General features: G+C 56.3%; 9 protein-coding genes and 1 pseudogene. 2 read left to right on the forward strand and 8 right to left on the reverse strand.

Going from position 1 to position 12,940, the window contains the following annotated elements:
- Positions 1-46: 46 nt before the first annotated feature.
- The 7 genes and pseudogenes from ACLRGG_RS03075 to tssB form a co-directional block, all read right to left on the reverse strand.
- A pseudogene (locus ACLRGG_RS03075) lies at positions 47-1,624 on the reverse strand (Clp protease N-terminal domain-containing protein); the annotation flags it as partial.
- Between the two features lie 300 nt (positions 1,625-1,924).
- Entirely contained in the window at positions 1,925-2,416 is a 492-nt protein-coding gene (locus ACLRGG_RS03080; RefSeq protein WP_416248370.1) for an Hcp family type VI secretion system effector, read from the reverse strand.
- A 3-nt stretch (positions 2,417-2,419) separates the two neighbouring features.
- A complete protein-coding gene (locus ACLRGG_RS03085; RefSeq protein ID WP_416248371.1) occupies positions 2,420-4,105 on the reverse strand; it encodes an OmpA family protein in 1,686 nt (561 codons plus the stop codon).
- Positions 4,105-4,842 (reverse strand): type VI secretion system protein TssL, short form, encoded by a 738-nt coding sequence (gene tssL / locus ACLRGG_RS03090; protein WP_416248372.1) that lies wholly within the window; start codon positions 4,840-4,842, stop codon positions 4,105-4,107. Before tssL ends, ACLRGG_RS03085 begins: the two co-directional genes overlap by 1 nt.
- Complete coding sequence (gene tssK, locus ACLRGG_RS03095; RefSeq protein WP_416248373.1) at positions 4,839-6,188, reverse strand: type VI secretion system baseplate subunit TssK; 1,350 nt, start codon at positions 6,186-6,188, stop codon at positions 4,839-4,841. The genes tssL and tssK overlap by 4 nt, the downstream gene beginning before the upstream one ends.
- An 18-nt stretch (positions 6,189-6,206) precedes the next feature.
- Entirely contained in the window at positions 6,207-7,754 is a 1,548-nt protein-coding gene (gene tssC, locus ACLRGG_RS03100; protein ID WP_416248374.1) for a type VI secretion system contractile sheath large subunit, read from the reverse strand.
- Between the two features lie 32 nt (positions 7,755-7,786).
- Complete coding sequence (gene tssB / locus ACLRGG_RS03105; RefSeq protein WP_416248375.1) at positions 7,787-8,284, reverse strand: type VI secretion system contractile sheath small subunit; 498 nt, start codon at positions 8,282-8,284, stop codon at positions 7,787-7,789.
- A gap of 878 nt (positions 8,285-9,162) precedes the next feature.
- Between tssB and ACLRGG_RS03110 the strand changes: the two genes are divergently transcribed.
- Both ACLRGG_RS03110 and ACLRGG_RS03115 read left to right on the forward strand, forming a co-directional pair.
- Positions 9,163-10,089, forward strand: a complete 927-nt coding sequence (locus tag ACLRGG_RS03110; protein WP_416248376.1) for a PhzF family phenazine biosynthesis protein — start codon at positions 9,163-9,165, stop codon at positions 10,087-10,089.
- A 42-nt stretch (positions 10,090-10,131) separates the two neighbouring features.
- Positions 10,132-11,118 carry an alpha/beta hydrolase gene (locus tag ACLRGG_RS03115; protein ID WP_416248377.1) on the forward strand — a complete coding sequence of 329 codons (987 nt, stop codon included), beginning with the start codon at positions 10,132-10,134 and terminating at the stop codon, positions 11,116-11,118.
- Between the two features lie 276 nt (positions 11,119-11,394).
- Here the strand turns inward: ACLRGG_RS03115 and pdxR are convergent, their stop codons facing one another.
- On the reverse strand, positions 11,395-12,885 hold the full coding sequence (pdxR, locus tag ACLRGG_RS03120) for a MocR-like pyridoxine biosynthesis transcription factor PdxR (RefSeq protein WP_416248378.1): 1,491 nt from the start codon (positions 12,883-12,885) through the stop codon (positions 11,395-11,397).
- Positions 12,886-12,940: the final 55 nt, after the last annotated feature.

The following is a 12,940-nucleotide window of genomic DNA, read 5'->3' on the forward strand; positions in this document are numbered from 1 at the left end:
GGAAGACTCCCCCCTAGATATGAGAACCATTCTCGTGGGCTCGGAGATGTGTATAAGAGACAGGCTCTGAACGGACAGACTGACGGCAGGCCATCAACCGTTCACTGAGGCCTTTTTCCTCCGTGAAGCGGGTTTCAAGCTGCTCCAGGGCATCGGTTCTCTCCTGGCGCTGCTGTTCGATGACGGCCAGACGGTCGCTGTGTGTATTGCCACCGACCGACATATCCTCCAGTAGCGCCTTCTCTTCCAGCTCCAGCGCCGTTAGCTGCGCTTTCAGATGAACCAGCGCTTCCGGTAAGGTATCCAGGCTCATACGCACGCGTGCCGCCGCGGTATCGAGCAGGTCAATCGCTTTGTCCGGCAGCTGACGACCGGTCAGGTAACGGCGGGAAAGCGTGACCGCGGCGCGCACGGCAGCGTCGGTGATATGCACGCCATGGTGTTCGGCATAGCGGGATTTCAGGCCACGCAGCATCAGGCAGGCTGTCTCGTCGTCCGGCTCATCGACTTTCACCATCTGGAAACGACGCTCCAGCGCCGCATCACGCTCAAAATACTGCTTGTACTCGCTCCAGGTGGTCGCGGCGATGGTGCGTAGCTCGCCACGCGCCAGCGCCGGTTTTAACAGGTTGGCCGCATCCGCGCCGCCCGCCTGGTTGCCGGCACCGATGATGGTGTGCGCTTCGTCGATAAACAGCAGAACCGGCGTCGGCGACTGCTGCACCGCATCGATGACGTTTTTCAGCCGCTGTTCGAACTCGCCTTTCACACCTGCGCCCGCCTGCAACAGGCCGAGGTCAAGCGTGCGCAGGCTGACGGTTTTCAGCGATTCCGGAACGTTGCCTTCGGCGATACGCAGGGCCAGACCTTCCACCAGGGCAGTTTTACCCACGCCGGGTTCACCGACAAGAATCGGGTTATTTTTACGGCGGCGGGAGAGAATATCGACCATCTGGCGAATTTCCGTATCGCGGCCAAACACCGGGTCGATGTTGCCCTCTTTCGCTTTGGTGGTAACGTCGAGGGTGAATTTATCCAGCGCATTTTGCAGGGCCGGGTTGAGTTCCCCTTCTTTCAGCTCTGCCCCGGCAGGACGGCCGACAAATTCCACCTCGCTGCCGTGATCCTGGGTCAGTTCGGCTTCCAGTTGCAAATCCGGACGCTCATCAGACTGCGCATCAAGCAGCGGCAGCAGCCGGGAGAGCTGGCTCATCCCGAACGTCAGCAGTGGCCACAGACCATCACAGTGGGCAAGTTTCTGGTTTTCCGTCAGCGCCATCAGCAGGTGAACACTGCGGATACTCTTCTCTCCGGCAAGCGAGGCCAGCATCCAGGCTTCCTGCATCAGTTTCTGGATATCAGCGGATAACTGCGGGCGTCTGCGTACCGAGCGCGGTTGATTATCCAGCCAGCCGAGCAAATCCTGCCACAGCGCATCCATATCCCACTCGTAGCGACGCGCCAGCACCGTCAGGTCACCTTCGCCCTGCTCCAGCAGTTTCAGCAGCCAGTGCTCTGGCTGGATTTCCGCGTGCGCTCGGGTCTGGCAAAGCGAAGCCGCGCCTTCCATCGCACGGGCACAGTAAGGGTTCAGACGTCGCAGCAGGATGGCTGGATTTTCCATGAAGTTCTCTCTTTGTCGGTTCCTGGACACGCTACCGCCCATCGCTGTTTCCCGTGAAGGGGACCAAAGCGCACGCGGTCGGGCTGGCAGTTTGTGGGTTTCTTTGCTCAACGTCCGTCACGCAGGCGCTCAGCAAAGAAAAAGGCGGGCAGAGCGGACTGCCCGTATGAGTGGTTACTCTCAATAGTTCGTGCGGTAACAGGGCGGCAAGTTCGCGAATCCCCGGGAGCTTACAGCGGTAAGTGACCGGGGAGAGCGAACGCAGCCAGCGCCGTTACCGCGCGAAATATGACGAGTAACTTAGGCGGTGGCGCGTTCGTTCCAGCTATCGGAATGAATGATGTTGCCGTCTTTGTAGGTCCAGGTGATTTTTTCGTAACGCAGTTCGATGGCTTCGAGGTGATTATGCTTCTCGAAGGAAGGATCCTTGACGTCGTGCATTTTCGGCGCGACTTTCACCAGCTTGACGTTTTCCAGTTTGGTATTGAAATACTCCACTTCCTGGCCCGCATCGTTGATCTTGTACCACTTGAATTCGGCAGACTTCAGGGTCTGACCGGTGGTCACCGCCTTGTACAGGTACGGGCTGGAGGAGTCGATTTCCTTAGTGAACAGAAACGGGGTGTGAATACGGGTCCCGGTCAGCTTGCCGGTGTTATTGTCGGTCGGGATGTACAGGCAGTGATCCTGTGCAATCACTTCGATGCTGCCTTCACGTTCTTTCACATCGACGGAACCTTTAATGTCCGCACCGCCGTCGTCTTTCAGCCAAAGATAAACAGGAATAGCCATGTGTTATTTCTCCATTTCATGGTCGTGCACGCCATCATCCTGCGATGACGCGTTGGTGTTGCCTGGAATTCGACAGGCGTCGGCCTGTGGAACCAGACTGATTTCGACACGGCGGTTGAGCGCGCGGCCTTCCGCAGTGTCATTGGTCGCTGCCGGGCGGCTGTCGCCATAGCCCTGCACCGCAAAACAGCTTTCCGGCACGTCGCCGGTGTCGCGCATCCAGTTACGCACCGATTCGGCACGCTTCAGGGACAGCGGCTGGTTGATCTGCTGGCTGCCGGTGTTATCGGTGTGACCCGCCACCACTATCAGCCAGCCCGGCCTGGCTTTTATGCCTACCAGGGAGTTCACCAGCACTTTGGTCGAGTCATCTTTCAGATCCGCTTTGCCGGAATCGAACAGCGACATACTGTCGAGACGGATAATTTTCGGTTCCGGCTTCGGTTTGGTTTTTGGCGGGGGCGGCGGCGGCACCCAGGTGTCAATCGCCTGCTGAACACGCAGCCACAAGTACTCACCCGTATAGAGACCCAGACCATACCGCTGCGGTTCACCCTGCCGCTGCCAGCGTTCCAGCAACAGTGCATCCTGCTGCAGGGCATGCAGTGACTGGGCTTTAGGGACGTAATGCGTCATCGGGATAGCGTACCAGCGCTGCAGGTCCGAACTGACCCGACCGATGAGAGACTGGTTATGCATGACGGACAAGCCTGTTGCTGCCAGCGTACAAAGAAACAGGGCAATGACCACCCGGCGCCCGGTTTGGCCTCCCTGCAACGGCATGGCAAAAGGTGCCAGCAGCGGCAGTACCGGATCGGCAAAGTGCCACAACGCGGGATAAGAGATGACCTGCGGCGGTGGCAGCAATGCTGTATGACGGAAAAGCCACTGCGGCCACATGGAGCCAGAGAGGGTTCTGATTGCGCCACTGCGTAGCACCACTGCTAGCGGTACTACTGGCGGGCAGAGCCGGTCTGGTTTCGACAGCTCATCCAAAACCACCTGCTTTAGCAGGCTTACCATCTGAGTCAGATACGGCAAACGGGTCACGCTCTCCGGTAGCCGTTGCCATTCATCCAGTGTCAGGGCAGGCTCATCTACCAGGCAGACCAGAGACATTTTTCCCCTGAGCACAATCCATGGCGTTTCCGGGCCTGAAAACTCCCCCGTCAGCACCACCGGTGGCGTATGGCCGGAAAGGTTCTTCAGCTGTTTCACCTGTTGACGCAGAGCTTTCAGGGAGGCGCACAGTAACCCTTTATCATCATGTAAATCAGGCATAACCCGGTACATGACAACCAGTTGCCCAGCCATGCGCGGTTGACGAACCAGTAATCTGTCAGCAAAAGCGCTCAGACTCTCCGGTATACCTACCTGCAGATAGCAGCCCTGCGCGGTGGTGCGACAGGGTCCGGCAGAAAACAGGTTGTCACTGAGGTCACCACAGACCAACAAAACCGGACCGGTAAACCCCTCCGGAGGATAAAATCCGCTTTCTTCCTGCGCTTTCATAGAGCCCAGCCGCCCATAGCGCCTGCACGTAATCACCAGCGCCGCAATGCAGGTAGCAACTGTCAGGCTGCCTTTTAGCAGTCCGACACCATTCAGGAATCCCCAAATCAGCCAGAGCATTGCAGCCAGACAAATCAGCACCGGATATAACGCCCGTAACAGTACAGGTATTCGCATCAGTGCAGCTCCGGCAGTTGCTGATGAAGCAGAACCTGTAGCCACAGATGGCCGCCGACCCAGACAGAGGCCGTCAGCAGCACGGAGATCATTATCCAGAACCACACAGAACGCAGGAGGTTGTAACGGCGTTTCCCGGTCTTATGGACTAACAGGGACACGCCGGGCTCCAGCGGCGGAACGCGATCATTCAGGGAAGCCAGTGTTTCTTCACGCTGCTTCTGCCCCACACCGGACAGACTGAATTGCCCCTGAAACCCCAGCGCCAGCACCCGCTGGTAGCAGACCAGGACTGCCGGAACCGGAGAGGGCTGACGTAAAACCTCAGCGATACGGTCATACAGGGCTCCCCCGGCACGCAGCGAGCCGAAATAACGCGCCTGTAACGGCGCGGCGCGCCAGGCTTTCGCCCCTTCATCAATCTTTACGTTCTGCGCTGCTTCGGTTTCGGCGGCCGGTTCAGACTCAGGATCGGGCGCATCGGATCCTGACGAAGCTGCAACCGGTTTGCGGTTCATCACCGCTTCATCCAGCAGAGCACATTGCGCATAGGAGATATGCGTGATGCTTTCGCTGTCATACCCGGCCTGCTCCAGCGCTTCTCTGACGCTTTCCACCTGCGCACAGCAGTTTTTATAGAGCGCCTGACCATCTGGCACTCTGGCTCCGTGGCGGAGTTGCGCCACGGTAAGCCAGGTGTCCGCCAGAAGACTGTCGATATCGATATCGTTTCTCATGAGCGCAGCACCGCAAAGAGTTCAAGCTCCAGTTCACCCAGCAGCGACGGCACATAGAACAGACAGACGCCCTGCTCCAGCATGTCGTGTGCCGCACGGCTCTCCATATCCAGCACGAAATACTGGTTTTCCAGTCGTACCGGCAATGCAGCAGGGACACGGCTCAATGGAATCAGTCCGATCCCTTCCATCGCCACACCGGATATTTGCCCGACGTCATCAGGAGTCCCCGCCATTGCCATTTCGGCAAACTTCCCGGCAACCTGCCAGGCAGGCAGATTTGAACGGACAGAAAGATAGAAATCTGCCTCTTCGCGCAGGCGGATATCGTGCAGTACTGCTTTCCAGGTCTGCTCGTCCTGACGGATCATCTTCACCGCCACGACACGTGATGGGAGGCTGGCTTCCAGCAGTTCACCGATCAGTTCGAACAGGGGCGGGAAGGTGTTTTCCAGAGCCTGATGGTCATAGCCCGGAATGGCATCAAGGTCACGGTCCAGAGAAAAGGTCAGCATGCTACCGGCCAGACGCGCCAGCTCTGCCCACACCTGCTCCGGATGGCGGGCCGGGTAACGCTCAAACTCGGAGAGGACACGGGCGTGGGTGTTCAGTGCATTAAGCAGCCAGAACAGAGACACATCAGCCACGGCAAAATCCGCCATCCGGTCGTTACTTTCACGGCGCATGGCCATCAGGCGCTGACGACGGGATCGCAGCTGCCGGTTAAGCAGTACCAGCCGCTCGTGCAAAACGTGGCTTGCTGAGAACAGGGCCATCGGCGGCACAAATTCAGGATCCTGACGCCAGCCTCCCTTACCATCACGCAGCAGACGAGCCACCGCGCAGGTCTGCCAGGCATCGTTACTTTCATGATCAAAACGTAAGGCGAGATTAAACCGGGCCACGGCTATCGGCTCTTCTTCCTGACCAAAAGCATCCTGAATTGTTACCCACTCTTCGCGATAGCGCAGCGGGCGCTCAGCCTGAGCGGTCTCCGTCTGGACATTAACAATGCCGGCTTGCATTACCGGTAGAGCAACCAGAACGGTCACGCTGTCTGCCCGACCAGAAGCAGGCAGCATGACTTCCCGTGGCTCGGGAGGCAGGTCACTGCTTTGGGAATCAATCAGCGTGCCGTCAGGTAACCACAGGCGCATCGCCTGCGCCTGAATCAGACCGGAAGCCAGAAGGGCTTCATTGAGTTCAATCCGCTCAACGCCCCACGGAAAGGAACTGATCAACGTGGACAATCCCGCGCGGGAAAATGCGTCCCACTCAGACTGCTGCTGAAACTGCTGCGGGGCCAGCAAGGCCCCTTCGTTCCATAACGGGCGATAAATCTTCATCCCTGATTACCTCTCGCCTTACGCTTTCGCCTTCGGCATCTGGGAAACCAGCGACAGATTGACGTCCATCCCTTCGACCTGGAAGTGCGGCACCGCATACAGCTTCACGCGGAAGAAACCCGGGTTATCTTCGATATCTTCCACGATCACTTTGGCGTCGCGCAGCGGATGGGAAGCCTGCAGTTCGTCACCCGGATCGGTCATTTCGGTCACCAGGCCGCGGACCCAGGTGTTGAGCTCCAGCTCCAGCAGACGACGGTCCTTGGTGGTGCCGATGTTTTCACGCTGAATAAGCTTCAGGTAGTGGGCGATACGTGACAGCAGGAAGATATACGGCAGACGCGCGTTGATGCGGCTGTTGGCCGTCGCATCGGCGGTGTCATACAGCGCCGGTTTCTGGGTGGAGTTCGCTGAGAAGAAGCAGGCGTAGTCGCGGTTTTTGTAGTACGACAGCGGGATGAAGCCGAGGTTGGCGAATTCAAATTCGCGGGTTTCCGGGATCATCACCTCAGACGGGATCTTTACCTGATTGCCGGTACCCAGATCGTACAGATGGATGGGCAGGTCCTGAACGGCACCACCGGCCTGCGGGCCCCGGATTTGCACGCACCAGCCGTTGTTGATAAAACTTTTCACCATGTTGGCTGCAAAGGCGAAGGAGGCGCTGGTCCACAGGTATTTGTCGTGATCCGGCCCCTTCACTTCTTCAATGTAATTAAAGCTGCGCACCGGCACGGTATCCGGGCCATACGGCAGGCGACCCAGTACGCGTGGCATGACCAGACCGATATAGCGGGAGTCATCCGTCTCGCGGAAGGATTTCCATTTAATATACTCAGCACGGTCAAAGTAATTGCCAATATCCTTGATGGCGGCAACCTGCTCCATGTTGTCTTTTAAAAAGAATTTCGGTCCCGTCGAGCCAATAAAGGGCATGTGGGCAGCCGCGGACACTTTTGATATGTTTCGCAGCAGCGCCACGTCCTGCGCAGAGGCATCAAACTCGTAGGCGGAAATGAGTGCGGCAATCGGCTCGCCACCCGGAGAATCGTATTCTGCGGTATACGTGTGCTGATACAATCCGCTTTGAATAATTTCCGGCGCGTCTTCAAAATCCTGACGCAAATCCTCTTTTGACAGGTCGAGCAGCTCGATTTTGACGTTCTGACGGAAGTCTGTTTTGTCGACCAGGGATTTCAGTCCACGCCAGGTGCTTTCTGTTTTCTGAAATTCCTCATGATGCATGACGGCATCCAGCTGGCGGCTAATCTGGTAATCGAGCTCAGCGATATGGTGGTCAATCAGAGACCTGTCCAGCTTCCCGACTTTTGCACCCGATTTAGTCAGGCATTCCAGAAAGACCTGCATACCGGCGGTTAGCCGCTCGTCAGCCGTGGCATCGGACATCGCCTGGCTATCCTGCCAGATATCCAGCGCGCTCAGCGTTGATACCGGGCTCAGGTTAATTTTTTCAAACAGGGAGGCATACACACCCCCGACTTCCGGACGTTCCAGCACGATGCTTTCGCCACCCGCAGCATTCTCATTTTTTACAGACATCAGCATTTCCTTCATTAATCCGTTAAGTATCGTGACCGTTATGGCTGTTTCGGTGCCAGAGCAGACAGCTCGGCTCTGAGTTCAGCGCTGAGCGTCGGATCGAGCAGAATTTTTTCCAGCTCTTTGCGGAATGTCGCGTTGTCCAGCAGGTTAGCCTTCAGGTCGCGCAGCAGATTACGCATGGCGAGCATGGCCCTGAGCTGCGGGATTTGACGGGCAATCTGCTCAGGTTCGAAGTCTTTCATTTCACTGAAGGAAAGGCTGACGTTTTCTTCACTGCCGTCACCCGCCAGGGTGTTTTTTACGGAAAGGTTTACTGAGGGAGAGTATTCAGATAACACGTTGTCGAAGTTATTTTTATTGATGCTGACAGTCTCACGCTCAGACACCGGGCGCTGCTCGGCACCATTGCTGTAATCCCCCACCACCATAAGCTTGAGGGGCAATTCGACTTTTTTCTGAGCGCCGCCCGTGTGCAGGCTTAACTGGATATTAACGCGGGCTTTGGGGATCTCGGACTGATAGGAGTTAGACATGACTATCCCTGTTCTATGGAGTTATAGAAACGGTCAATGCCAGTGAGAAATAATAAGAAAGACTTACCCGGCCAGAATACCCTCCACGATCACGTCATCCGACGTGAATCAAAACCCTGGAGTTAAAAGCAAGCACAATCCATTCACCAGCAGGCTGACACTGTATTTTGGGTATTTATCTGAAAGCGAATAATTTCGGATAATAACCTATAGACGCGAGTGTAAGAATGTTAACCAGGGCAGTGGAAATAAAAATATGTAACAAAATATTACACACACTGCGTTTAGCAAGCAAAGATCATCTGTTTGATTTATAAGAATTTTCCTAGCATAAGCCCTTTAATCCTTATGGAATAAGGATGTACGGTAAATGATCAATTTAACTTAATGTTAAAAGCCGTACAAAAAATCATCGCCTGCATGAATAATCTGATTTTAATTTTTATTAAAAAATCTTGATCCGCTCACTACCGGGCAAGAGGAGTGTTCATAAGCGTCTTCAAAGTAAAATTTTTGTTATTCACTTAATTACTGTACCCGTTGATTCCAACCCCAAAGATACGGTTTTTTAGGCTGCTGCGGCTTAACGAGTATCTGTACATCGGGGCGGAAAAATGTTGAATTATTGCAAGGCTACCCCGGGTCTCTAACCTGTTCACGTCCTCGCCAATTTTGCCGATCGGCAGATGTGGCGCAGGCTGTCACCTATTTGCTCTCAGCCCGGGCAAAACCTATTACGGGCATTACACTACCTGTTGATGGCGGGCGCGCGCCGTAAGCGCCGGGCTAAACACCGCCCGCGCGGAGTGTTGCTTTTTCTGTCAGCCAGAAGAGAGCCAGCCCGGCCATAAGAGCTGACTTTTACAGGGGAAAACTAAATGATGAGTTTACAACCGTCGCTGACTGCGTTGCCCGCCGGAAAGGTCGTTACGGTCGATGTGTTTGCTGCCGGACCTCATGGGGGAAACCCGGCACCAGTCGTCTTAAATGCCAGCGCGATGAGCGACGAGGATATGCAGGCTGTCGCTCGCCAAACCGGTCATGAAAGCGGTTTTGTTAAAGCGGCACCGGTGGGCAGCGATTATGATTTTTCGCTGCATTTCTGGGTTCCCAATCATGAAATGGAGATGTGCGGGCACGTTACCGTCGGAACGGTGTGGCTGATGACCAGGCTGGGGATATTAACGCGGGATAAAGCGACCATTCTTACGCGCAGTGGCAAGGTTTATGCCCGCATCGTGCGCAGTGCCATTGCAGATGAATTCAGGGTTGAAATCACCCAGCCCGAGGGGCAGATTTCAGCTATACCCCGTAGCGAAGTATTACAGCCAGAAATTCTGTCGCTGCTCGGCATCAAACCCGATCAGCTGGCAGATGTACCTGTCATCAACGCCTGCACCAGCCGGATTAAAACGCTTGTGCCACTCAAAGACAGTCAGACTTTACATAATTTACAGCCAAATTTTAGCTTTATTGCCGAACTCTGTCAGCATCTTGATTCAACCGGCCTGTACCCTTACGCCCCCGACAGGGACAATCCGGGCAGGTTCTTTGCTCGTCAGTTTCCCAAATCCTCAGGCTATCAGGAAGATGCCGCGACCGGAATTGCCGCTGCGGCACTGGCATTTGGCCTGCGCCACGGCGGGCAGATAGACCCTCAGCAAAAGCAGGTGATTATCTGTCAGGGACAGGCGATGGGCCGCCCGTCGCAGATAGAGGTGACCTTCCGCTTTAATTCACAGGGCGAAGCCGAAGGCTGCTGGTTAGGTGGAGATGTGCGCTATAGCGAGGAGCATTGCGGGTAAAAAGGGTTATGCTTAAGTATTCCCTCAATACCGGAGTCTTCTATGTCTATGGATCCGCAGGTAAAACGGGTACTGGCTGAAATGGCTAAGACCGACGGCCCTTCAATTGATGAACTGACGCCGGCGGAAATGCGTCTTTTTTATGCCACGGTCGGTGAACAGCTGGGTGGCGAGGCCCGGAATATGGCCGAGGTAAAAAACCTCTCTGCCCCGGGCCCAGCCGGAGCCATTCCGCTTCGTCTTTACAGACCGCTGGACCTGGATAGCACGCCTCAACCCGGATTAATTTATCTGCACGGCGGGGGTTGGGTTATTGGTAGCCTGGATACTCACGACAAGGTATGCCGCCGACTGGCCGAGACATGCGGCTGCATCATCGTCGCGGTAGATTATCGGTTAGCGCCCGAGCATCCCTTTCCTGCCGGGCCTGAAGACGTCATTGCCTCCAGCCGCTGGATCCTGCAAAACGCTGAAACGCTGGGCCTGGACCCCGCCCGTATCGGTATCGCCGGTGACAGCGCTGGCGGTAGCCTCTCTGCCGTAGCCAGTCTGGCCAATCGTGAGATGTCAGGGCCAGGGCTATGCTGTCAGGTGCTGATTTATCCCAGTACCGATAACAGTGCTGAGGGCGAGCAACGTTTATCACGAGTCGAGCAGGCACAAACGCCTCCTTTAAATGCGAACGCGATGCAGAAAATGGTCAAAAGCTATCTGCCTTTCGCCGCCGACGCTAATGACTGGCAGGCTTCCCCGCTGCTGGCTAACGATCACTCGGGCCTTCCGCCTGCCCTGGTGATCACCGGTGGCTTTGATCCACTGCGCGACGAAGGCATTGCCTATGCGCACAGGCTGATTAATGCCGGGGTTGAGGTGCTGCATCGACATTATGCGGGCCAGGTTCATGGTTTTATCGAGATGGGCGGTGCCCTCGATGCGGTAGGGGATGCGATGCAGGTTATCGCCGCCTGGTTTTCCAGATGCCATGGCGATAAACAATCAACACCGTCCGGAAAGGCATCGGGTAACTGAAATAATGACAGCCCTGCCGAACCCGTAACACCTATCAGCAACAGGGGCCAGCCCTTATACAGACAAGGCCCCTGTCCTGATGCCCGGCTAGCTGACCACCTCCACGACTATAAATTCCTCCACCACCCGTTCCATAGCCACCGCATAATCACCGACCCTTCAAAAAACGCCTGATGTTCTTTTCTCCACGGCCATTTCCGGGGTATCGCCAAATGCCCATGCGCTGGCTCCCGGGTATTTTTGCTTTAACCGTTCAACGTCCGTCATTATCACGCCTCAACATAGCGAAATCCCCGAGTCAGTCAGGCAGGATTTTAATATTCCAAAGGCTCGCAGCGCCTGTTTTTCATTCACACAGGCATAGCCGAGCAGCAGGCCGCGCTCGTGCTGAAGCTGCATATAGTACTGGGAAAGGGGCCGCACCTTGACGCCCCGCCGCAGGGCCAGCGCCGCGATGGCCACATCGTCGCTGCCCCGGGGTAATCTTATGACCAGGTGCAGCCCGGCGTCATGATCGCAGGATGCCAGAAAGCGATCGCCGAGATATTGCCTGATAAGTTTGCAGAGAAAACGGCGGCGCTGCTGATAGAGCAGCCGCACGCGGCGGATATGCGCCGCGTAGTGTCCCTCTTCAATAAATTCTGCCAGCGCCCGCTGCACCAGCAGGTGGCCGCCGCGATAAAGCTCCGAGGCCGCTACCCGCAGCGGGGCGATCAGCGCTTTAGGCACCACCATGTAGCCAATGCGCAGTGCCGGATAGAGCGTTTTGCTGAAGGTTCCCATGTAGATCACCGGCGCATCCGCCTTAAGGCCCTGCAACGAAGGATAAGGCTGCCCGGAAAAGCGGAATTCGCTGTCGTAATCATCTTCCACTATCCAGCTGTTGTGCCGCTTCGCCAGCGCCAGCAGCTGCAACCTTCTTTCCGGGCTGAGATGCACCCCCAGCGGATACTGGTGAGAAGGGGTAACGAATATCATTCTGGGCGTCGGCGTGCCAGCGGGTAAGTCGACCACCAGCCCCTGATCATCCACCGGCACCGGGTGGATTTTTAAATCGTTTATCCGCAGCAGATTGCGCGTTCCCCAGTATCCCGGCTCTTCGATCCATACCCAGTCGCCCCGATCGCAGAGTACGCGGGAAACCAGATCGACCGCCTGATGTATGCCCTCCGTTATCAGGATTTGGTCGGCATCCGCCTTTACCGAACGGGCAATGCGCAGATAACCGGCCAGCGCCTGCCGCAGATCCGGGCAGCCGCCGTCGCTGCTGTAGATGAGCCGGTCAACGCTGGGCTGGCGGTTTAGCCGCGCCTGGATCTGGCTGAAAAGCTTGTGAGGAAACGCCGTAACGTCCGGCGCGCCGGGCACGAATGCCCCCCACTGATGCGGGGAAGCGGTGGCATGGCCGATAAGGCTGGCGCCTCGCTTTGACAGCCTCGAGAGCGGGTTGGCGTTAGCCGTGACAGCGGTAAGGGTCTCGCCACTTTGCAGGCAGCTCTCTGGCAGCGTGGCGGCAATCCACGTCCCGCTGCCCGTGCGGGCTGTGACATACCCCTGCGAGGTCAGACTTTCATAGACGAAAATCACGGTATTACGCGATACCCCCAGTTCCCGCGCCATGTCACGCGTGGCGGGCAGGCGGCTTTCAGGGGGGAAGACCCCTTCCAGAATAGCGGCCTGCAGGCACTTAAGCAGCCGCTGCTGGAGTGTTCCTTCCTGCATAAGCTGCAGGCGTTCAGATATGTGATCCGCGTATAGCGTACGCAATTGGCTCTACTCCCTGGTGCTGAAATGGCTCTGGTATCAAATGGCAACTCACCCG

The sequence above is a fragment of the Erwinia sp. PPS120 genome, from assembly GCF_047918655.1.
Lineage (GTDB): Bacteria > Pseudomonadota > Gammaproteobacteria > Enterobacterales > Enterobacteriaceae > Erwinia > Erwinia tasmaniensis_A.